Annotated in this window: 21 protein-coding genes; 13 read left to right on the top strand and 8 right to left on the bottom strand. The window is 66.3% G+C overall.

The window, feature by feature from the left end; all coding sequences use genetic code 11:
• Positions 1–27: 27 nt before the first annotated feature.
• Positions 28–975 carry a cupin gene (locus tag AB4851_RS01700; protein ID WP_414448162.1) on the bottom strand — a complete coding sequence of 316 codons (948 nt, stop codon included), beginning with the start codon at positions 973–975 and terminating at the stop codon, positions 28–30.
• 207 nt (positions 976–1,182) lie between these two features.
• On the opposite strand from AB4851_RS01700, the gene AB4851_RS01705 reads away from it, so the two are divergent.
• Complete coding sequence (locus AB4851_RS01705) at positions 1,183–2,139, top strand: LysR substrate-binding domain-containing protein (protein ID WP_414448163.1); 957 nt, start codon at positions 1,183–1,185, stop codon at positions 2,137–2,139.
• Positions 2,140–2,261: 122 nt separating this feature from the next.
• Complete coding sequence (locus AB4851_RS01710) at positions 2,262–3,245, top strand: aldo/keto reductase (protein ID WP_414448164.1); 984 nt, start codon at positions 2,262–2,264, stop codon at positions 3,243–3,245.
• 17 nt (positions 3,246–3,262) lie between these two features.
• Here the strand turns inward: AB4851_RS01710 and cysW are convergent, their stop codons facing one another.
• From cysW to AB4851_RS01725, 3 genes are read right to left on the bottom strand one after another with little or no spacing between them, the layout of a single operon-like run.
• Positions 3,263–4,156 (bottom strand): sulfate ABC transporter permease subunit CysW, encoded by an 894-nt coding sequence (cysW, locus tag AB4851_RS01715; RefSeq protein ID WP_414448165.1) that lies wholly within the window; start codon positions 4,154–4,156, stop codon positions 3,263–3,265.
• Positions 4,153–5,025, bottom strand: coding sequence for a sulfate ABC transporter permease subunit CysT (cysT, locus tag AB4851_RS01720; protein WP_414448166.1), 873 nt, complete (start codon positions 5,023–5,025; stop codon positions 4,153–4,155). The genes cysW and cysT overlap by 4 nt, the downstream gene beginning before the upstream one ends.
• Before the next feature lie 3 nt (positions 5,026–5,028).
• On the bottom strand, positions 5,029–6,060 hold the full coding sequence (locus AB4851_RS01725) for a sulfate ABC transporter substrate-binding protein (RefSeq protein WP_414448167.1): 1,032 nt from the start codon (positions 6,058–6,060) through the stop codon (positions 5,029–5,031).
• A gap of 201 nt (positions 6,061–6,261) precedes the next feature.
• Between AB4851_RS01725 and AB4851_RS01730 the strand changes: the two genes are divergently transcribed.
• Together AB4851_RS01730 and AB4851_RS01735 are read left to right on the top strand one after the other, a co-directional pair.
• Complete coding sequence (locus AB4851_RS01730) at positions 6,262–6,531, top strand: hypothetical protein (protein WP_414448168.1); 270 nt, start codon at positions 6,262–6,264, stop codon at positions 6,529–6,531.
• 17 nt (positions 6,532–6,548) lie between these two features.
• Positions 6,549–6,830 (top strand): hypothetical protein, encoded by a 282-nt coding sequence (locus AB4851_RS01735; protein WP_414448169.1) that lies wholly within the window; start codon positions 6,549–6,551, stop codon positions 6,828–6,830.
• 52 nt (positions 6,831–6,882) lie between these two features.
• On the opposite strand, the gene AB4851_RS01740 is transcribed toward AB4851_RS01735, so the two are convergent.
• Positions 6,883–7,785, bottom strand: a complete 903-nt coding sequence (locus tag AB4851_RS01740) for a DMT family transporter (protein WP_414448170.1) — start codon at positions 7,783–7,785, stop codon at positions 6,883–6,885.
• A gap of 98 nt (positions 7,786–7,883) precedes the next feature.
• Between AB4851_RS01740 and AB4851_RS01745 the strand changes: the two genes are divergently transcribed.
• Positions 7,884–8,732, top strand: a complete 849-nt coding sequence (locus AB4851_RS01745; RefSeq protein ID WP_414448171.1) for an AraC family transcriptional regulator — start codon at positions 7,884–7,886, stop codon at positions 8,730–8,732.
• Here the strand turns inward: AB4851_RS01745 and AB4851_RS01750 are convergent.
• Together AB4851_RS01750 and AB4851_RS01755 are read right to left on the bottom strand one after the other, a co-directional pair.
• Positions 8,693–9,436 (bottom strand): glutamine amidotransferase-related protein, encoded by a 744-nt coding sequence (locus AB4851_RS01750; RefSeq protein ID WP_414448172.1) that lies wholly within the window; start codon positions 9,434–9,436, stop codon positions 8,693–8,695. The two genes, AB4851_RS01745 and AB4851_RS01750, sit on opposite strands and share 40 nt — an antisense overlap.
• 125 nt (positions 9,437–9,561) lie before the next feature.
• Entirely contained in the window at positions 9,562–10,212 is a 651-nt protein-coding gene (locus AB4851_RS01755; protein ID WP_414448173.1) for a TetR/AcrR family transcriptional regulator, read from the bottom strand.
• Between the two features lie 164 nt (positions 10,213–10,376).
• On the opposite strand from AB4851_RS01755, the gene AB4851_RS01760 reads away from it, so the two are divergent.
• Positions 10,377–11,507 carry an FAD-dependent oxidoreductase gene (locus tag AB4851_RS01760; protein WP_414448174.1) on the top strand — a complete coding sequence of 377 codons (1,131 nt, stop codon included), beginning with the start codon at positions 10,377–10,379 and terminating at the stop codon, positions 11,505–11,507.
• On the opposite strand, the gene AB4851_RS01765 is transcribed toward AB4851_RS01760, so the two are convergent.
• Complete coding sequence (locus AB4851_RS01765) at positions 11,501–12,388, bottom strand: LysR family transcriptional regulator (protein WP_414448175.1); 888 nt, start codon at positions 12,386–12,388, stop codon at positions 11,501–11,503. The two genes, AB4851_RS01760 and AB4851_RS01765, sit on opposite strands and share 7 nt — an antisense overlap.
• 99 nt (positions 12,389–12,487) lie before the next feature.
• Here AB4851_RS01765 and AB4851_RS01770 point away from each other — a divergent pair, with 99 nt between their 5' ends.
• The 7 genes from AB4851_RS01770 to AB4851_RS01800 all read left to right on the top strand — a co-directional run bounded on the left by AB4851_RS01770 (position 12,488) and on the right by AB4851_RS01800 (position 22,104).
• Entirely contained in the window at positions 12,488–13,708 is a 1,221-nt protein-coding gene (locus AB4851_RS01770) for an alpha-hydroxy acid oxidase (RefSeq protein ID WP_414448176.1), read from the top strand.
• Positions 13,709–13,812: 104 nt separating this feature from the next.
• Positions 13,813–16,005, top strand: coding sequence for a S46 family peptidase (locus AB4851_RS01775; RefSeq protein ID WP_414448177.1), 2,193 nt, complete (start codon positions 13,813–13,815; stop codon positions 16,003–16,005).
• Between the two features lie 526 nt (positions 16,006–16,531).
• A complete protein-coding gene (locus AB4851_RS01780; protein ID WP_414448178.1) occupies positions 16,532–17,875 on the top strand; it encodes a KamA family radical SAM protein in 1,344 nt (447 codons plus the stop codon).
• Positions 17,853–18,917, top strand: a complete 1,065-nt coding sequence (locus AB4851_RS01785; RefSeq protein ID WP_414448179.1) for an Ldh family oxidoreductase — start codon at positions 17,853–17,855, stop codon at positions 18,915–18,917. The genes AB4851_RS01780 and AB4851_RS01785 overlap by 23 nt, the downstream gene beginning before the upstream one ends.
• The gene (locus tag AB4851_RS01790; protein WP_414448180.1) at positions 18,914–19,801 is read left to right on the top strand and encodes a branched-chain amino acid aminotransferase; all 888 of its coding nucleotides are present in this window, start codon (positions 18,914–18,916) and stop codon (positions 19,799–19,801) included. The genes AB4851_RS01785 and AB4851_RS01790 overlap by 4 nt, the downstream gene beginning before the upstream one ends.
• Positions 19,802–19,818: 17 nt before the next feature.
• On the top strand, positions 19,819–20,565 hold the full coding sequence (locus AB4851_RS01795; protein WP_414448181.1) for a TauD/TfdA family dioxygenase: 747 nt from the start codon (positions 19,819–19,821) through the stop codon (positions 20,563–20,565).
• 48 nt (positions 20,566–20,613) lie between these two features.
• Positions 20,614–22,104: a GNAT family N-acetyltransferase gene (locus AB4851_RS01800; RefSeq protein WP_414449214.1), complete on the top strand. Its 1,491-nt coding sequence runs from the start codon at positions 20,614–20,616 to the stop codon at positions 22,102–22,104.
• The last annotated feature ends 58 nt before the right edge of the window (positions 22,105–22,162 follow it).

Here is a 22,162-nt window from a genome sequence, read left to right on the forward strand (position 1 = left end):
TGCGCCGCATGGCCGGGCCGTCGTGAGTCAGCGCGCGAAGCGAATGTCCAGCGCGCGCAGGTAGGTCTGCAGGCCTGCGTCCTGCAGCGGGATGACAAAGGCCGGCGCATCCGATTCGTTGTAGTGCGCGTGCCAATACCCGGGCGGCGTGACGAACGCCATCCCGGGCGTCCAGTCCACGCGCACCGGGTCGATGATCTGGCCGTTATCGTCCACTTCGGTGCCCACCAGCGTATAGACGCCCGGCTCGCACGCCGGGATGAAATCGAGCGCGATCGACTGATGGCGGTGCGGCTTCTGCACGGCCTTCGCCGGCACGATGCCGAACATCGCCCACATCGTGTGCGTCACAGTGCGCGTTTGCGGGAAATGCCGGTTGCCGAGCAACACGCTGACGCGATTGCGCTGGGCCGCGCCCGGCAAGCCGGCCACCTTTTCCAGTTCGTCGCGAGCGGTGGCCGCCGGGTAGAGCGTGGGCGCGAAGCGCTGCTGCGAGACGGCCGCGCCCAGATAGGCGAGCAGCGGGCCATCGTTCACGTAATAGAGGCGCGCCGTCGAATCGGCGGCCAACGTTACCGCGCTGCCGCCCGGCATCGCGAAGAAATCCCCCGCGCCGAATGCGAACGCCGTGTGCTCCTGCGAGACCGTGCCCGATCCCTCCAGCACATAGAACACCTGCGACGTCGCGTTCGGGTTCACCGCGATCGTCTCGCCGGCCACGATGCGCACGAAATGGCCCAGCAGGCTCGGGCCGGTCGCCTGCACTTCGCAAGCCAGCTCGGCCGACAGATCGAGCGGCACGATCCGCGTCGGGCCGTCGTCGTACAGCGACGAGGGGAACGTGCGATACGGCACGCGCGAAATCAGCTTCGCGCCGATCGGGTTCGCGGAAGAGGTGTACTCGAAATACTGTGCATCCCGAACGATCGCGTCGTCGTCCGCCGGCAGCGCCGGCAATCTCGTCTTGTCCAGCATGATGTCCTCCTGAGCGATTCATCGAAGGGCCTCGCCCGGTGCGAAGCCACGACATCACTGTAGGCACGCCGCCGCGTGGCCGGAATGGCGCAAAGGGGACATCAGCTTTGCATGAAAGGGATAACCGGGCCTGCCGGTTTCGCCTACAATCGGCCAGGCGCCGGGCCTTCCCCGGCCTCCCGAACCCGCCCTGCTCCCGCTCCCTTCATGGATTACTTCGCCGGCATCCGGTCGTTTCTCCACGCCGCGGAATACGGCAGCTTCAGCCAGGCCGCCGCGCGCCTCGGCGTGAAGACATCCACCGTGTCGCGTCACATCACCGAACTGGAGCACGACCTCGGCATCGCGCTGTTCAACCGCTCCACGCGCGGCCTGGTGCTGACCGAAGGCGGGCGCGTGTTCCGCCAGCAGGCGAGCGGCGTGATCCGCAGCCTCGACGAAGCCCGCGAGGTCACGTCCTCGCTGAACCGCTCGCCGCGCGGCGTGTTGCGCATCACGATGCCGGCCGCGTTCGGCCGCCGGCACATCGTGCCGCATCTGCCCGCGTTCATGGCCCGCTTCCCGAAGATCGACGTGGATATCGACATGCGCGACGAGATCGTCAACCTGGTCGATGCCGGCTTCGATCTGGCGATCCGCATCGGCGCGCTGCCCGATTCGGAACTGATGGCGCGGCAACTGACGTCCCACCGCCGTCTTGCCTGCGCGAGCCCGGCCTACCTTGCCGAGCACGGCGAGCCGTCCGGCCCGGCCGAACTCGCGCGCCACACGGTGCTGCGCTTCGCGCTGGCGGCCGACGACCGCTGGCTGTTCGTCGACACGCGGGCGGCTCGAACCGTGCCGGCCGTGCCCGTGACGCTCAAGGGCCGGCTGCGCGTCAACGATACCGATGCCCTGTTCGACCTCGCCATTCGCGGCTGCGGCATCGCCTTGCTGCCGGCCTGGGCCTGCGAGCAGGCGCTCGACGACGGCCGGCTGGTCGCGCTGCTGCCGGGATGGGAAGCCCGCCTGAAAAACGCCGCGCCGGCTGTCTGGGCCGTTTATCCACGCAAGAAAACCGTCTCGTCGAAGGTGCGCGCGTTCATCGATTTCTATGCCGGCCTGCTCGCGAACGATCGCGGCAAGCCGGCCGGGCACGCCGAGCCCGACTCGCCGCATTCATGAGTTTTTCTCAAAGCCTCATGCCGCTTCAGGCGGATTGTTGAGCACGGCTCCAGAAAATACACTGTCCTCCTGATCAATTCGATGGCGGCGCACGCCCCATCGCCCGCATTCAGGAGAACCACATGCAATCACGTCAACTCGGCAACAGCGGCCTGACCGTATCCGCGATCGGCCTCGGCTGCATGGGCTTGAGCTTCGGCTACGGGCCGGCCACCGAAAAAGCCGCGAGCATCGCGCTGATCCACGATGCCTTCGAGCGCGGCGTCACGTTTTTCGACACCGCCGAAGCCTACGGGCCGTTCGTCAACGAAACCCTGCTCGGCGAGGCGCTCGCGCCGTTTCGCGATCAGGTTGCGATTGCAACCAAGTTCGGCTTCAAGAACGGCGAAGTGGCCACCGGCCTCGACAGCCGCCCGGCAAACATCCGTGCCGTGGCCGAAGCCGCATTGAAGCGTCTGAACACGGACCGCATCGATCTGTTCTATCAGCACCGCGTGGATCCGAACGTGCCCATCGAGGACGTGGCCGGCACGGTGAAGGACCTGATCGCCGAAGGCAAGGTCAAGCATTTCGGCTTGTCCGAAGCCGGCGCGCAAACCATTCGCCGCGCCCACGCCGTGCAGCCGGTAGCCGCGATCCAGAGCGAGTATTCGCTGTGGTGGCGCGAGCCCGAGCAGAAGCTGTTCGCGACGCTCGAGGAGCTGGGCATCGGCTTCGTGCCGTTCAGCCCGCTCGGCAAGGGCTTCCTGACCGGCGCGATCGATGCGGGCACCACCTTCGCCCAGAACGACTTCCGCAACGTCGTGCCGCGCTTCTCGGAAGAGAATCGCCGCGCCAACGCGCAACTGGTGGACGTGCTCGGCGCCATCGCCAACGAGCAAGGCGCGACGCGCGCACAAATCGCCCTGGCCTGGCTGCTCGCGCAGAAACCGTGGATCGTGCCGATTCCGGGCACCACGAAAATGGCGCGGCTCGAAGAGAACCTCGGCGCCGCGCAAATCGTGCTGACCACCGACGACCTGCGCGCCATCGAAACCGCGCTGGCCGCCGTCAAGATCGCGGGCGACCGCTATCCCGCGCAGTTCCAGCAGACCGTCGACAAGTGATGCGCGCCTGAGCCGGCTCAGTGGCGGCGCAGCCGCCGCTCCAGCAGGCTCTTGAACGCCAGCGTCGCCATCGCGGCGAGCGCCAGCAGGCTGGCCGCCGCGAACGCGCCCGCGAACTGGTAGCCGTCGTACATCACCTGCACGTAAAGCGGCAACGTGTTGGTCACGCCGGGCACATGCCCCGACACCACCGACACCGCGCCGAACTCGCCCATCGCCCGCGCATTGGTGATCACCACGCCATACAGCAGGCCCCAGCGCACGCGCGGCAGCGTCACGCGCCAGAACATCTGGAACGCCGACGCGCCGAGCACCAGCGCGGCCTCCTCCTCGTCCGAGCCCTGCGCCTCCATCAGCGGAATCAGCTCGCGCGCAACGAACGAAAACGTCACGAACGTGGTGGCCAGCACGAGGCCCGGCAGCGCGAACACGATATCGACGTGATGATCCTGCAGCCAGCCCCAGAACGGCCCCTGCGCGCCGAACACCAGCATGAACAGCAGCCCGGCGATCACCGGCGACACCGAGAACGGCAGGTCGATCACGGTCTTCAGCAGGCTCTTGCCGACGAAGTCGAAGCGCGCCACCACCCACGCCACGGCGAAACCGAACACCGTGTTGAGCGGCACCGAGATCAACGCGACGATGCAGGTCAGGCGGATCGCCGAGATCGCGTCGGGGTCGCGCACCGCATCGAGGAAGGCCCGCAGCCCGGCGCTGAACGCGGCGATGAAGATCGACGCGACCGGAAAAATCAGCAGCACCGAGAGAAACAGCACGCCGGTCGCGATGATCAGGCGCCGCAGCCACGGCGGCTCGGTGGTCAGCGCGGCGCTGCCCACGCGCGCCGAACGCGTGGCGGGCAAGCCCTGCGGGGAAGCCGGGGCCGGCTGCGATGGCAGGCTGCTCATGCGGTGCGCCTCCGGCCGCCCGAACGCGGCTCCAGCCTGCGTTGCAGCAGGTTGATCGCCATCAGGACAGCGAACGATACCGCCAGCATCGCGACCGCGATCGAGGCCGCGCCGTCGAAGTCGAACTGCTCCAGCTTGGTGACCACCAGCAGCGAGGTGATTTCCGACACGAACGGCCGGTTGCCGGCGATGAAGATCACCGAACCGTATTCGCCCACGCCGCGCGCGAACGCCAGGCCGAAGCCCGTCAGCAACGCGGGCCGCAGCGCCGGCCAGATCACGCGCCGGAACGTCGCCACCCGCGACGCGCCGAGCATGCCGGCCGCCTCCTCTTCCTCGCGGCCCATCTCCTCGATCACGGGCTGCAACGTGCGCACCACGAACGGCAGGCCGACGAAGGCCAGCGCGATCACGATGCCGTTGGCGTTGAACGCCAGCTCCACGCCGTGCGCGGCGAACCAGCCGCCGATCGTGCCGTTCGGGCCGAACAGCATCGCCAGCGTGATGCCCGCCACGGAGGTGGGCAGTGCGAACGGCAGGTCGATCAATGCATCGAGCCAGCGCCGGCCCGGAAACCGGTAGCGCGTCAGCATCCACGCCACCACGAAGCCGAACAGCGCGTTGATGGCCGCCGCGACGAACGCGGTGCCGAACGTCAGCCGGTACGACGCGAGCAGGCGCGGCGTCCAGACCGCCGCCGCGAAGCCGCTCCAGCCGCCCGCGCCGGCACGCAGCAACAGCACCGAGAACGGCAACAGCACGATCACGCCGAGCCAGCACAGCGCATAACCGAGCCCGAGGCCGAAGCCCGGCAGCGGGCTGGGCCGCCGCCAGGCGCCGGGCCAGGACGAGAGGGAACGGGCCGCCATGACTTACTTCGGCTGGAAGATCTGGTCGAACACGCCGCCGTCGCCGAAGTGCTTGGCCTGCGCGTCGTGCCAGCCGCCGAACATCGGATTGTCGATGTCCACCAGCTTGATCGCCGGAAAGCTCTTGGCGAAGCGGGCCGCCACCGCCGGGTCGGCCGGACGATAGTAGTTCTGAGCAATCAGCGCCTGCGCTTGCGGCGAATACAGGTGTTCGAGGTAGGCCTGCGCGACGGCGCGCGTGCCGCGGCGGTCCACCACCGAATCGACCACCGCCACGGGCGGCTCGCAGCGGATGCTGATCGACGGCACCACCACCTGGTACTTGCCGGGCGCCAGCTTGTTGACGGCCAGCAGCGCGTCGTCTTCCCAGGCCACCAGCACGTCGCCGATGCCGCGCTCGACGAACGAGTTGGTCGCGCCGCGCGCGCCCGAATCGAGCACCTTCACGTTCTGGTACAGCGCCTTCTCGAACGCCTTCGCGCTGGCCTCGTTGCCGCCCGGCTGCTGGATCGCGTAGGCCCAGGCCGCCAGGTAGTTCCAGCGCGCGCCGCTCGAGGTCTTCGGGTTCGGCGTGACGACGCCCACGCCCGGCCGCGCCAGATCGTTCCAGTCGTGAATGCCCTTCGGGTTGCCGGCCCGCACCAGGAACACGATGGTCGACGTGTAGGGTGTGCTGCGATTCGCGAGCTGCTTCTGCCAGTCGGGCCGCAGCAGCTTGTGGGCCGCCAGCGCGTCGATGTCGGAGGCGATGCCGAGCGTGACCACGTCGGCCTGCTGACCGTTCAGCACCTGACGCGCCTGCGCGCCCGAACCGCCGTTGGTGGTGCGCACCGTCACGGCCGTGTGCGCCGTCTGCTGATACCAGGCGGAGAACAGCTTGTCGTAGGCAGCGTACAGCTCGCGCGTCGGGTCGTAGGACACGTTGAGCAGCGTGGTGTCGGCCGAGGCGTGCAGCGAGGCGAACAGCGTCGCGGCGACAGCCGCGCCGCGCGCGATGACGCGCAGCCGTGAACAGAGCGTAAGGAGCGGGGTCATGTCGTAGGCCGAAGCGGCATCGTTTTTGTCAGGGAGGCGAGCTTACGGCCCGGCCTGCACGCGCCAAAGCAGGATTCCCCGAATGCTTATCGCGATTTCGGCTATGCGCGGGCTTAACGATTTCTTGAAGCGGGGGGCGATAGAGTCGGGCCGCAGACTTATCGTCCGGCGTGGCGGCAGCCTTGTCGCCGGCCCGCTCTCATGACGCCGGAAGCCTTGCCGGGCCTGGCGGACAAGCAGAAACCAGCCGGTCCGGACGCAACGCCCGGTGCACCGAATGCGCGGCCCGGCTCACGTCACCGCAACGCGGCCGATGTTGCGCGCTTGCGACTGCTGAACATCGCATCGACATGGCAACCTGGCCCGCTTCGATGCGACGGAATCGTTTTCATTCATCCGGAAACGATTTCATCGATCGTTTCGCATCCCGTAATACGTTACTATTCGATGAAAATCAGCTTTCAAGCTTAAAGGCAGGTTGCCGTCGAATGCGTCACACCCGTGACAATCCCCCCGAAGTCATGCGCTGTCAGGCATGCGAAACATTGCATCGCGCCGGTCCCCACGGCACCCCTCACGCCGGCCTGTTGCCGAAGGGGCCTCGCAAGCGGTTTCGCGCACTGTTCAAGGCGCCGATCAACGTCTCCTACTATCAATGCGCGGTGTGCGGCACCTGGTGGCTGCACGAGGACAACCCGCGTCATGCCGTCGATGCCGGCTGGATACTGCTGGGCGAAGAGAAAAGCCTCCTCAAGCCGCGGCGTGGCTGACGCCGCTCATTAGCCGCTCATCAGCCGCTCATTAGCCACGCACAGCCGCCCACTACCCGCGCTGCCCCTGCGGCGCGTCTTGCGCCGCCACGCGCGCGAGCTTCGTGAGTTCCGCCATGACCACGCCCGCGATGGCCAGCGCGCCGCCGATCGCAACGCTCCAGGTGATCGCCTCGCCGAGAAACACCGCGGCCAGCAAGGCCGTGACGATCGGCACCAGGTTGAAGAACAGCGACACGCGCGCCGCCCCCAATCGCGACGTGCCCAGCATCCACAACAGCGGCGCCGCGATCGACGCGCCCAGGCCCGCGTAGGCGATGTAGAACCCGTCCATGCCCGTCACGTCGTGCTTCGGCCCGGCCACGAACAGCGGCACGAACACCACGGTCGATACCACCGCCTGCAGATACACCGACTGCATGGCGGGTACGTTCAGCTTCCATTTGTGCAGCAAGGTGCCGTACAGCGCGAAGCCGCACACGCCCACCAGCATCAGCGCGTCACCGCGATTGATGCCTTGCCGCAGCAGCATGCCGGGCGAGCCCTTCGTCACCACCAGCAGCACGCCGACGATCGACACGGCCAGCCCGCACAGCGCCGCCGCATCGGTCTTGTGGCGCAGCAGCGCCATCGCCAGCACCAGCCCGATCAACGGCACCAGCGCCTGGATGATGCCCATGTTGGTGGCGCTGGTGTAATGCGCGGCGATATAGGCGATCGCCTGATACACCACGCCGCCCAGCAGGCCGAGCACCACCACCTTGCCCAGCGCGGGGCGAATCGTGCGCCAGTTGCCGAGCACGCCTGGCAGCACGAACGGCGTCAGCGCGACGGCGGCCAGCAGCCATCGATAGAAACTGATTTCGAACGGCGACAGCGACGCCGCGCAGAACTTCGTCACGACGGTGTTTCCGCCCCAGAGCACGGCGGCGAGCAACGGAAAAAGATAGTTCATCGAACGTTATTGATCGGAGTGTCGGGTGCGCCGATTCTAGGGACTGTCGTACTATCGGCATATCCCTGTTTCCCGACATTCGATTGCGAAAAGCCGACATGCCGCCGAAAGTCGCCATCCCCACCTCCGTCGATCTCTCCCAAGGGCTGTATTTCCGCCACCTCGCGCTCGAACCCGACATCTGGGATGCGCATGCGCACGACTGGGGGCAATTCAACTACCTGACGCGCGGCGTGATGCGCCTGGAAATAGCGGGCCGGACGTTTCTCTCGCCGCCCCACTACGCCGTGTGGATTCCGCCGAACGTCGAGCATTTTTCGGTCAACGACATGCCGGTGTCCTATCGATCCGTTTACTTGTCGAAGGAGATCTCGTCGGCGCTGCCCGCGCAAGCCTGCGCGATGACGGTCAGCCCGGTGCTGCGCGCGATTCTCGACACGTTCTCGACCATCGACGTGCGGGTGCCGGAAACGGCCGCGCAACAGCGCATGGCGCAGGTCGCGCTCGACGAGATCCGTGCCTCGACGCATGTGGATGCGTATCTGCCGCCGCCCTCGTCCGACTTGATGCAGGCCGTGCTGCAACGGATCGATTCGGAACCGGGCAAGCGGCTGACGACCCAGTGGCTCGCCGCGCACTTCAACGTGACGGAGCGCACGCTCGAACGGCGCTGCCTCGCCGATCTCGGCATCGGCCTGGGCGAATGGCAGCAGCGCATCCGCTTCATGCGCGCGCTCGCGCGGCTCGATGCGGGGCAGTCCGTCAAACGGATCGCGTCGGAGCTGGGCTACGCCTCGCCGTCCGTCTTCATCAACATGTTCCGCGGCATCGCCGGCGAGACGCCGCACCAATACCGGCTCGGCAATGCCGAAGGCGGGGTTGCGCGGTTCGCCACCGCGCGCGGGAATCAATCGGCTCGCGCTACCGGGCGCGACGACACGCGATAGTCCTCGGCCAATTTGTCGAGGAATCCGAACAGCGTGTCGTTCATCGCGTCGTAGTGGTTGGCGCGCAGTTGCGCCGGTTGCTGAACGAAGCGGTGCGCCGCCAGCGCGTCGAATCCGTCGCCCGTGGCGGCGATCAGCAACTCCACCACGCTGCGCGTGAATTCCATGTGGCACTGGAAGCCGTAAGCGAGCCGGCCATACGCGATGATCTGGCGCGGGCAGCCCTCGCTGGCCGCCAGCACCACCGCCGTCTCGGTCAGGCCGGGCATGTCGCTGTGCCAATGGCCCACCGCCAGCGTGTCGCCGAAGTGCGCGAACTTGGGGTTCGCGCGGCCTTCGGGCGTCAGCGTGATCGGATACTTGCCGATCTCCTTCTCGGGGCTGGCGATGCAGGCCGCGCCGAACGCCTCGCCCATCAACTGCGCACCGAGGCACACGCCCACCACCGCCTTGCCCGCTTGCGTACAGGCAAGGATCAGCGCCTTCTCGGCCTCGGCATCGAAATGCGGGCACTCGGCCTGCGTGGTGGACGGCGATTGCGGGCCGCCGAGCACAACCAGCAGATCGATGTTCCGAACGTCCTGCGGCAGCGGTTCGCCCAGATAGACGCGCGAATAACGCGCCGTATGACCGCGCGTGACGACCCAGGTTTCGTAAGCGCCGGGCGCTTCGAAGGCTTCATGGACAACGAAATGAATTTGCATCAGAACCCCAGTGGATAGCGCCCGAATCGCCGAGCGACTCTTGGTGGATTATATGACACATCGTGTCATATCGATCAAATATCCACCGCGACGGCGCAGGCTGGTGCGCCGGACCGATGCGCGCTTCAGCGCCGCGCTTTCGCCTTCCCCGCGCCAGTGGCCGGCGCGGCGGCACCCAACCCGCCGAGGATCAGATCGATGCCGGCCATGAAATCGGCCCGGTCGTCGTGCTCGCTCAATCCTGGCGCCATGCTGCGCACGAACGGATAGGCATCCGAATCGAGTTGCGACCAGGCGGCCGCCATCTCGGACAACAGCGTGACGCGATCGAAGCCCTGCTCGCGCGCCATCTCGGCATTCGCGGCATTCTGCCCGCTGATGCCGACGATATAGCTGAACAGCGCCGACGCCACCATCCACTGCGAACCGGGCGCGACGCCGAGCGCGCGCACCTGCTGGCCGATGCGCTCGAAAATGCGCACCGTCGGCAATTGCCCCGGCGCATCGGTGAGCGCCGAGCCGACCCACGGGTGCCGGTCGAACGTATCGAACAAGGCCAGCGCCAACTGGCGGATCACGTCGGCCGGCGTGGCCGCGCCGGCCGTCGCCTCGATCGTGCGCGCCACCACCGCGTCGCACGCGGCGGTCAGCAATTCGCTCTTGTTCTCCACATGCCAGTAGATCGCCCCCGGCCCCGTGGCCAGCCGCTCCGCCAGCACGCGAAACGTCAAACCGCGCTCGCCGTGCGCGTCGAGCAGTTCGATCGATGCTTCCACGATGCGCTCGCGCGATAGCGAGGCCTCCCGGCGTGATCCGGCACTGTCTTTCTTTTTCATCATTGACTTGACGACCACTGGAACAATGTTCCACCATATCATGGAACGACGTTCCAGATAAATTGCCGTGGTCGCGGCAAGCGTCGAATTGTCATGGAATCCGAATGAACTCATCGATTGCCATCATCGGGGCGGGCCTGGGCGGCCTGATCCTCGCTCGCGTGCTGCACCGGCACGGCATCGCCGCTACCGTCTACGAAGCCGATCCGTCGGCCGATACGCGCACGCAAGGCGGCCAGCTCGACATTCACGAACACGACGGGCAACGCGCGCTGGCCGCCGCCGGCCTGCTACCGGAGTTTTGGGCGATCGTGCACAAGGGCGCAGAGGCCATGCGCGTGCTCGATCCACAGGGCAAGGTGCTGCTCGATCAACCCGACGATGGCCAGGGCCGGCGGCCGGAAGTGCTGCGCGGCGATCTGCGCCGCGTGCTGCTGGCATCGCTGCCGGCCGGCACGGTGCGCTGGGGCAGGAAGCTTACGGGCATCTCGGCCCTCCAGGGCGGCGAACGCCAGCTCGCGTTCGCGGACGGCACGACGGCCCGCGCCGCGTTGCTGGTGGGCGCCGACGGCGCCTGGTCGAAAGTGCGCGCCTGCCTGACCGACGTGAAGCCGGCCTACGTGGGCGAAAGCATCGTCGAAACCTATCTGTACGACGTGGATCGACACCATGCCGCCACGGCTCGGGTGGTGGGCGCCGGCGCGATGATCGCATCCGTGCCCGACAAGGGGCTGTTCACGCATCGCGAAGCGAACGGCGTGCTGCACACCTACGTACAACTGAGGAAAAGCACCGAGTGGATGGCCGCCATCGATTTCACCGATAAAGCCGCTGCGATCGCAACGGTCGCGGCCGAATTCGAAGGCTGGTCGCCGGTGCTCACCGCGCTGATCACGGCAGCCGATTCGGAGCTGACGCCCCGCCTGCTGCACGCGCTGCCGGTGGGCCTGCGCTGGCCGCGCGTGCCCGGCGTGACCTTGCTCGGCGACGCCGCGCACCTGATGCCGCCGTCGGGCGACGGGGCGAACCTGGCGATGCTCGACGGCGCCGAACTCGCGGCGGCGATCGTCCGGCATCCTGACGATCTCGACGCGGCGCTGGCATCTTACGAAACGGCGATGTTCGCGCGCAGCGAGGCCGTGGCGGTACAGGCACACGACACGCTCGATCGTTGCACCGGGGAGCACGCGCCGTTCGGCTTGATCGAGTTGCTGGATGGCAAACCGGATCAGTGAAAATCCACGCGCTGCCGCACCAGCGCCAGCATCGCCGGAATGAGGCCACGCACGTCGCCGCGCCGCCATTGGAACGCATATTGAAGCGGCGCCAGCGGCGGATCGCTTTCCAGTGGCACGAGTTCGTCGCCCCACGGGCCGGCGGCCCAGTTGACCGGCAGGAAGCCGATGCCCACGCCTTCGCGCAACATGCCGGCCACCGCGCTCCAGCTATTGCACGGCAACCGGCGCGCGTGATTGATGCCGCGCGCCAATAACCAATCATCGAGAATGCGCGTGATGCCGGAGCCCGACGGCAGGATCACGAGCGCATGCTGAGAAATCAATGAGGATGTCAGCTTGCGCTGCGCTCCGACCAGACGCTCGGCGGCCATCCAGGCGAACTGCGCTTCGCCAACCGGCTGCGACAGCACGCTGCTGCGCGACGATCGCCCTGCGATCACAGCGAAATCCAGTTCCCCGATATCGACCTTCTCTTCCAGGATCGCGCCCACGTCCACATGAGGTTCGATCGCGAGCTTCGGGTGATGTTGCTGCACCGTTGCGATAAAACGCGGCAACCATGTCATCGCCGACAGCTCGCCGACACCGAACCGCATGCGCCCCGTCAGCCCCTCGTCGTGCGCGATCGTGTTCTGCAAGGCGGCGACCGATTCGAGCACGCGCAGCACGCCCGGGATCAGCTTCTCGCCCTCGCCGGTCAACACGGCGCGATGGCCGCTGCGATCGAACAGGCTGACCCCCACCACCTGCTCCAGTTCGTTGATGCGCTTCGACAGTGAGGACACCGACAGGTGCAACCGCTGCGCGGCGGTCGTGAAGTTCTCGCAGGTTGCGGCCCAATAGAACGCGTCCAGTTGCTTGAGAGTCGGGGTGGCCATTTCCTTCGCTTTTTTCGAACGAACGTGTTGGCGGATTATCGCTTTTTATCGGACCCCCGCCTACCTAGAATCATGGAGTCCTGTTGAACGTGCATTGCGATGAATACGGTTGCCTCGCCCATCGATCACGAAAGCCCTGCCCCCGCTCGCGCGGCCCGGCCTCCGCGCGTTCTGCGGCGCATTCAGAATCTTCACGACTTCGAAGCGGCCGCGCGCCGCGTGCTGCCGCGCCCGATCTTCGGCTATGTCAGCGGCGGCACGGAAGACAATCGTTCTTGCACCGACAATCGCATCGCGTTCGAGCAGCACGGCTTCGTGACGCGCGTGCTGCGCAACGTTTCCGGCCGCAATCAGGGCGTCGAGCTGTTCGGCCGCCGCTACGCCTCGCCGTTCGGCATCGCGCCGATGGGCATTCACGCGCTGTCGGCCTATCGCGGCGACATCGTGCTGGCCAGGGCCGCGCAACGGGCCGGCATCCCGTCGGTCCTGAGCGGCTCGTCGCTGATCCCGCTCGAAGACGTGGCGGCAGCCGCGCCCGATACCTGGTTCCAGGCCTACCTGCCCGGCGATGCGAGCCGGATCACGCCGCTGCTCGAACGCGTGGCTCGCGCCGGCTATCGCACGCTGGTCGTCACGGTCGACATCCCCGTGCCGGCGAATCGCGAGAACCATGTCAAAACCGGATTTTCGACGCCATTGCGTCCGAGCCTGCGCTTGTTCCGGGACGGCATCGTGCGGCCGCGCTGGCTGGCCGGCACCTTCGCCCGCACGCTGCTGGCGCACGGCATGCCGCATTTCGAAAACTCGTTCGCCACGCGCGGCGCGCCCATTGTGTCCGCGCATGTGCTGCGCGATTTCTCGGCGCGCGATCACCTCGACTGGCGGTATCTCGAGCGAATCCGCAACGAGTGGCGTGGCGAACTCGTCATCAAGGGCATTCTGAGCGTGGCCGACGCGGTGGCCGCGCGCGCGGCCGGCGCCGACGGCATCATTTTGTCGAATCACGGCGGGCGGCAACTCGATGGCGCGGTGTCGCCGATGCGCATCCTGGCCGAAACGGTCGGCGCCGTGGGCCGCGACTACCCCGTGATGATCGACGGCGGGTTTCGTCGCGGCGCCGACGTGCTCAAGGCGCTGGCGCTCGGCGCCCGGCTCGTGTTCGTCGGGCGGCCGTTCAATTACGCCTCGGCGGTGGCCGGCGAAGCGGGCGTGGCACACGCGATTCGCCTGCTGCGTGACGAGGTCGACCGGGACATGGCGATGCTCGGCGCGTGCACCTGCGACGACGTCACCGCCGACCTGCTCGTCCGCACCCATTGAACGCGCTCATCTCCGCGCTTTTCTCGTCCGCCGCCGCCCGGCAACCGCGCGTGCGGGCCGGCCGGGCCCCACGCCACCCAGCCGGTATCGATACGGGGCTCAAGATGCGTTTCAAGCCGTCGTGCGCGCACGGCTCCCTGTTCGTCGCCCTGTCGATGCTGGCCGCCACCGTGTCGCGCGCCGATGAAGGCATGTGGCAAGCTGCTCAATTGCCGTCGCTCGCGCCGCAATTGAAGCAGCGCGGGCTCGCGCTCGATCCCCGGCAACTCGCCTCGCTGCAAGCGTGGCCGCTCGATGCCGTGGTCTGGCTCGGCGCCTGCACGGCCTCGTTCGTCTCGCCCGACGGCCTGATCGTCACCAACCATCACTGCGGCTACGGCGCGCTGCAATACAACTCCACGCCGCAACGCAACCTGATCGAGCGCGGCTTTCTGGCCCGCACGCAGGCCGACGAATTGGCGGCCGCACCCGCGCAGCATGTTTACGTCACCGAGCAGGTGACCGACGTGACCGACCGCATCGAAGCCGCGGTACCGCCCGGCAGCGACGGCTATCGGCGTTATGTCGCGATCCGCAACGAGAAGGATCGGCTCGAACGCGACTGCACCACGCCCGGCTATCAGTGCGTCGTGCAAACCTTCAGCGGCGGCTACGACTATCAGTTGGTACGCCAAAGGGAATTGCGCGACGTGCGGCTCGTGTACGCACCGCCCCAATCGATCGGCAAGTTCGGCGGCGAAGTCGACAACTGGATGTGGCCGCGCCACACCGGCGATTTCAGTTTCCTGCGCGCCTACGTGGGCCGCGACGGCAGCAGCGCGACCTATGCCAAGGACAACGTGCCGTATCGCCCGAAGCACTGGCTGACGCTGAACCCGCAAGGCGTGAAGGCCGGCGATTTCGTGATGACCGCCGGCTATCCGAAGCGCACGGATCGCCACCGGCTGCCCGAAGAACTCGGCGATGCGATCGATTGGCAATACCCCGCGCTGATCCGCACGCTCGGCGACATGAACCGCATCGTCGACGACGCCGGGCAGCGCAGGCCGGCCGTCGCGGTGGCGTACGCGCACCAGGTCGCGCGCTTCGACAATTCGATCAAGTTCTATCGGGGCGCGCGCGACGAGCTGATTCGCGGCGACGCGCTTGCGATACGTCGCGCGCAGGAAACCGACCTGCGCCACTGGCTTGCGCAGCAACCGGCCGGCGGCCGGCTCGACGGCCCGGCACTGCAAGCCAAGGTCGATGCGCTGACACGGCTCGTCCAGGCGCACCGCGCCTATCGCGAGCGGCATCTGATGCTCTACCTGCTGCAACAGACGCAGCTCTATCAGGCGTCGTATCGGATCGTGCGGCTGGCGGCGGAACGGCAAAAACCCGACACCGAACGCGAGGACGGCTTCCGGCAGCGCGACGAGGCGAACCTGCTCGATCAACAGCGGAGCATCGACCGCCGCTACGATCCGGCCGTCGATCGGCAATTGCTGGCCTACGTGCTGCAACGCTATGTGACGCTGCCGGCCGATCAGCATCTGCCCGCGCTCGATCGCTGGCTCGACGGCGCGAGCGACGCCGCCGCGCTGGCGGGCAAGGTGGAGGTGCTATACGCCGGCAGCACGCTGACTGACGAATCAAGCCGCATCGCGGCGATGTCGGCCACCCCCGATCAACTCGCGGCAAGCCACGACAGCTGGATCGTGCTGATGCGTGCGCTGATGCCGGACCTGATCGCCGTCGAACATGCGGAACAGGCCGCAGACAGCGACGACGCCACCGCGCGCGCCGGCTACATGAAGGCACTGACGGCGTACGGCGATGCACACGGCCTGCCGGCTTACCACGACGCCAACGCCTCGCTGCGCGTGAGCTTCGGCGTGGTGCGCGGCTACCGGCCACGCGACGCGGTCGACTACGCGCCATTCACCACCACCGACGGCATCGTGCAGAAAACCACCGGGATCGAGCCGTTCAATGCCCCGGCCGCCGAACTCGCCGCCATCCGTGCGCATGCGTTCGACGGCCTGGCCGGCCCCGACGCGAACCCACTCCCGGTGGATTTCCTCTCCGATGTCGACATCGCCGGAGGCAACTCGGGCTCGCCCACGCTCGACCGCGACGGCAAGCTGGTGGGGCTGGTATTCGACAGCGCCTGGGAAGGCGTCAGTTCGGGCTGGCTGCTGGACCCGGCCGCCACTCGCGCGATTCACGTCGACATCCGCTACATGCTGTGGGTGATGCATCACCTCGATCATGCCGATTCGCTGTTGCGGGAAATGAGCGTCGTTTTACCGAATTGAACATTACCGCGCCGTTAGTTTCGATTAAATGTCACGAAATGAAACCACATTCAATTCTTGAGCATTCTCGGCAAAAACAAAGGTACCATGTTTGAATCCAATTCAATCTTAATTGGCAAGACGAAAGCAGCCCCATAACAAAACAAATAAAGAAAGAAAGATTCTGACGCGATTCATCGACCAGCACGCAATCCTGCATCAGCAGGGGCGTGCCTTGTTGTGCGCAAGACTTTTCTTTATCTTGTTTAGCTTCATTTACTAAATAGCCGGCATCAGATAACTCTAATTCGGACCAGTCGTTTTTTTCGCGAAATCGAGCGAAGGGAGAACTGTTGTCTTTTTAATTTGCGTCATTGCCGTGGCTCGCCAGCGGTTTATCGCAGAACCACGTTTTCGACTCATCCAGCTACCGGTGCGAACAACACATTAATGCTGATGGAGAAATAAATTGGAGCCTGAAAAGTTCAAGGCATATACCGCGAAGCTGTTTCGCGAGTCTTCCTATTGGAAGCGATTGCCGCACGAAATGCAGGATGCACTCCGCGTGGTTTCGCAAGTGCTGCCATTCCGCACCAACGAATATGTATTACGCGATTTGATCGATTGGGAAAAAATTCCCGACGACCCGATGTTCCGGATGATCTTTCCGCATCCCGACATGTTGTCCGGGGAAGAATACGCATCCTTGAGCGACCTGATCGACAGCGGCAACGGCGATGCGCTCAAGGCGCGCGTCGAGGCCGTGCGCCGCCGCATGAATCCGCATCCGGCCGGGCAGATGACGCACAACGTGCCGACGCTCGACGGCGTGCCGCTGCACGGCATCCAGCACAAATACAAGGAAACCGTGCTGTTCTTCCCGAGCGCCGGGCAAACCTGTCATGCCTATTGCACGTTCTGCTTTCGCTGGGCGCAGTTCGTCGGCATGGAGGAATTCAAATTCAATGCCCGGGAAACCGACGAACTGGTCACCTACCTGCGCCGTCACCCGGAAGTCACCGATGTGCTGGTGACGGGCGGCGATCCGCTGGTCATGAACACGCGCTCGCTCGCGAGCTATATCGAGCCGCTGCTGATCCCGGAGCTGGAACACATTCGCAACATTCGAATCGGCACCAAATCCGTGTCGTACTGGCCGCACCGCTTCGTCACCGACAAGGATGCGGACGACCTGCTGCGCCTGTTCGAAAAGGTGGTGGCGTCGGGCAAGAACCTCGCGATCATGGGCCATTACAACCACCCGGCCGAACTGCGCTCGCCCATCGCGCAGCAGGCGGTCAAGCGCATTACCGGCTCCGGGGCGACGCTGCGCATGCAGGCGCCGCTGATCCGCAACATCAACGAGAACCCCGACGACTGGGTCGAGCTGTGGACCACCGGCACGCGCCTGGGCGCGATTCCGTACTACATGTTCGTGGAGCGCGATACCGGGCCGAGCCACTACTTCGAGGTGCCGCTGGCGAAGGCCTACGAAATTTTCCAGTCGGCCTATCAACGCGTGTCGGGGCTGTCGCGCACGGTGCGCGGCCCGTCGATGAGCGCGTTCCCCGGCAAGGTGATGGTGGACGGCATCACCACCATCGCCGGCGAGAAAGTCTTCGCGCTGCAGTTCCTGCAGGCGCGAAACCCCGATTGGGTGCGCCGCCCGTTCTTCGCCAGGTTCGACGAGCACGCGACCTGGCTCGACGATCTCGTGCCGGCCTTCGGCGAGGCGAATTTCTTCTTCGAGAAAGAACTGCAAGCGGAGCACAAACCTGCGCGGCACCCGGCTCATGCGGTTCATCGCATCGTGCCCGCCGCGCAACGCGACACGCTCCATCCCCGGCCCCCTCACCGCGAGTCCACCCGTGAACTACCTGAAATCCGATAAGGCGCGCAGCATTTGCGTCCAGGCCGCGCTGCGCCGCGGCGTGTCTGCCGAGCATGCGCAATGGTTCGCGCATGCGTTGATCGAAACCTCGCTGACGGGCGTGGATACGCACGGCTTGCGGCTGCTGCCGCTCTACCTGCGCGAACTCGACGAAGGCCGCAGCAACGCCGCGCCCGAGTTCAAGGTGCTGCGCCGGCGCGGCGGCATCGCCACGCTCGACGCCGACCGCGCGCTCGGCACCGTGGCGGGCACGCACGCGGCACGGCTCGCGGCCGATCTGGCGGCCGAGCACGGCATCGGCGCGGTGGCCGTGGGCAACTCCAATCACTTCGGCGCGGCGGCCGTCTATGGCCGCGAAATCGCGGCGCGCGGCATGGCGGCGCTCGTCACCACCAGCGCCGCGGCCCGCATGGCGCCGTTCAACGGCAAGCGGCCGATGTTCGGCACCAATCCGGTGTGCTTTGCGGCGCCGGCGGGCGAAGGCCGGAACTTCGTGCTGGATATGGCCACCAGCCAGATCTCCTATTCGCAAATCAAGCACTACCGAAAGAACGGCATCCGGCTGCCGCTCGGGTGGGTGCTCGACCAGCACGGCGACTACACCGAAAGCCCCGACGAAGTCGTGTCGCTCGCGCCGCTGGGCGGCTACAAGGGCCAGGGGCTCGCGATGATGGTGCAGATCCTGAGCTGCGTGCTGTCGGGCATGCCGCTCGACCACGAACTCGAACACCTCGACACCGGCCGCTTCGACACGGGCCGCCAGATCGGCCATTTCATGATCGCCATCGATGTGGGCGCCTTCATCGAACCGGCCCGCTTCCAGAGCGAAGTCGCCCGCCTGATGGACGCCGTGCGCGCCACCCCGGCCCGCGACGGCCAGCAGGTGCTGGTGGCCGGCGATCCGCAGGAACGCATCCGCGCCACGCGCCTGAGCGACGGGATTCCCGCATCGGACGAAGAAACCGAGGTGCTGCTGCGCGAAGCGAAGCACCTGAACTTGCCCGAACTGAACGAACTGCTGCATTTGACGGAGGAAGCATGAGCACGACCCAAGCTTTGCCATTCGATCTTCGCGACGGCTGGATCTGGCTGAACGGCGAGTTCGTCGAATGGAAATCCGCGAACATCCACGTCCTCAATCATGGCCTGCACTACGCGAGCTGCGTCTACGAAGGCGAGCGCGTGTATGACGGGCGCGTGTTCAAGCTGCGCGCGCACACCGACCGCCTGTTCCGCTCGGCCGAGTTGATGGATTTCGCGATTCCCTACTCCCGGGAACAGATCGAAACCGTGACGGCCGAGCTGCTGCAACGCAACGGCATCGCGGACGGTTACGTGCGGCCGGTGGCATGGCGCGGCAGCGAGATGATCTCGACCTCGGCCCGCAAGAACAGCATCAAGATGGCGATCGCCTGCTGGCAATGGCCGAGCTATTTCGACCCGGCCGCGCGCATGGCCGGCATCACGATGCAGACCGCGGCCTGGCGGCGGCCGCCGCCCGCGAGCAGTCCTTACGAAGCGAAGGCGTCGGGCCACTACATGATCGCCACGCTCTCCAAGCACCAGGCCGAGGAAAACGGCTTTCACGATGCGTTGATGCTCGACTGGCGAGGCCATGTGGCCGAGGCCACCAGCGCCAATGTGTTCTTCACGCAAGGCAACCGGATCCACACCCCGGTGGCCGATTGCTTCCTGAACGGCATCACGCGGCAAACCGTGATCGCGCTGGCCCGCGCGCTCGACTACGAGGTGATCGAGCGGACCATCCTGCCCGAGGAGCTCGGCGCGTTCGAGGAATGCTTCATTACCGGCACGGCCGCCGAAGTCACGCCGGTGCGCCGGATCGATGCGCACGATTTCGTGCCCGGAAAAATCTGCCAGACGCTGATCGAGGCCTACAGCGCGGCCGTGCGCAACCCATCCTGATACCGACGAGATCAGCCATGAACCATCGCGACACGTTTGACGCAACCGAGACGATGCTGCTCCAGCATCAGGACGCCTTGCGCGAGCAGGGGTGGACCGTGCTCGAACCCGAATTGCTGGGCGACGACGTGCCCGGCACGCTGCGCCGTTTCGGGGTGTTCATCCCGCAGTTCAACGGCCGGGAAACCTACGAAGTCACGTACAAGCCCGGCTTCGACGCGCTGCCCTACTCGCAAAGCAAGAACGGCATCGGGCCGCATACCGAAGCGCCCGTCTACGATCCGCCGCCGAAATACCTGGCGCTGCACTGCCACCGGCAGGCGGCGTGCGGCGGCGGCCAGACCTTGCTGTCGGACGGGTTCGCCTTTTTCAAGTCGTTGAGCCCCGAACTGCAACAGTGGGCGAGAACGCATCCGATCGCGTTCAGCGCGACCACCGAGCCGGGCAGCACGCAGCGCAAGCGGCACGACGCGCCGATGATGCGTGAAGAGAACGGCGAGCCGGTGTTCCGGTTCAGCTACAACCTGTTCCGCTTCGGCGACGTCAACCCTTCGGAGTCCGACATGGCGGCGGCAAGCGCCGCCGACGACGCCGGCCCGTTGGCGCGGATCGCCCTGCAAGGCGAGGCGTTCTTTCTCGACAACATGATTTCGGTGCTGATTCCCGAAGGCAGCGTGCTGATCTGGGATAACCGGCGATTGATGCACGCACGCAGTCAGTACACCGATCCGGTGCGCCATCTGACGCGCTACTGGATCAACTGAGGCCGGCGTCGCCCCCTTCGCTCGGCATTACTGGAGATTCACATCGTGATGAAGCTGTGCGTTCGTCAAATTCGACTGGTCGACAAGCACCTCTGGCGCTGTGCGCGCGAAGCCATTCCCGTTCAGGATGCGTTGATTGTCGAACTGAGCCAGGGCGGCCATACCGGATACGGTGAAGCGTCGGCCTTCATGACCGACAGCTACAACTCGTCGCTCGACGCCATGAGCGGCGCGTTGCGCGGCGTCGCGCCGCTGCTCGCGCAGCTCGATCCGCTGCATCCGGAGCAGGCATGGGAACGCCTTGCGCAGCAGCTTGCCGGCTCGCCGTTCGTGCTCGCCGCGCTCGATTGCGCGCTGCACGACCTGCGCGCGCGCCTGCTGGGGTTGCCGCTCTGGCGCGCGCTGAACGTTCAGGACCCCTCGGGAACCGGCTCGACCTACAGCATCGGCCTCGACACGCCGGCCGTGATGCTCGACAAGCTGCGCGAGCGGCCGGGCTGGTCCGCCTACAAGATCAAGCTGGCCAGCCCGCTCGACCTCGATACGCTCGCCGCGCTGCGCGCCGCCACGGATGCACCGTTCCTGGTGGACGGCAATTGCGGCTGGAACTTCGACGACACGATCGCCGCCCTGCCGAGCCTGCAACGCCACGGCGTGGTGGCCATCGAACAGCCGTTCGCGCGCGACGCCTGGTCGGCGGCCGAGGCGTTCAGGCAACGCTCGCCCATTCCGGTCTACGCGGACGAGAGCTTCGTCAACGGCGACGACCTGGATGCGTGCACGCGCGCCTTTCACGGCGTCAACCTCAAGCTGATGAAGGCCGGCGGCCTCACGCCCGGGCTGCGCCTGTTGCAGCAGGCCAAGGCCAGGGGCTTGCGCACCATGCTCGGCTGCATGCCCGAATCGTCGGCGGGCGTGGCCGTCACGGCCCATCTGGGCGCGCTGGTCGACTACCTCGATATCGACAGCATCGCGTTGCTGGCCGTCGACAGCGGCACGTCGGTCGCGCTGGACGAAGCGGGCCGGCTCGCGCTGCCGGCCCGCACCGGCAGCGGCTTCGTGCCGGACGATGACAGCCCGGCTTACGTTGTCCGAACCATTTCGGGCGAGCAGGTGCTGCCGTTGCGGCATCGCGTCCTGCGGCCGCAACAGCCGATCGAGGCCTGCCGCTATCCGGAAGACGACGATCCTCATGTCCTGCATTTCGGTGCGTTCGACGGCGGCCAACTGGTCGGCATCGCCTCCCTCTACCGCGAATTGCCCCCCGAGGAACGCGTGCCGCGCCCGTTGCCGCCCGGCCAGGCCTGGCGGCTGCGCGGCATGGCCAGCCACCCCGAGAAGCGCGGCACGGGCATCGGCGCGGCGTTGCTGCGGCAGATCCTCACCTTCGTGGCGTGCAACGACGGCGCGTTCGTGTGGTGCAACGCCCGCACGACCGCCGAAGGCTTCTATCTGCGCGAGGGATTCCGGCAATACGGGCCGCCGTACGAGATGCCCGATATCGGCCCGCATGTCTTTCTCGGCTGGACATGCCGCTGAACGCGGCGAGAACGGCTGCGCAACGGACACCTCGTCATTCATTTACATCGGTGCTCAA

The organism is Burkholderia sp. 22PA0099 (assembly GCF_047497165.1).
Classification (GTDB): domain Bacteria; phylum Pseudomonadota; class Gammaproteobacteria; order Burkholderiales; family Burkholderiaceae; genus Burkholderia.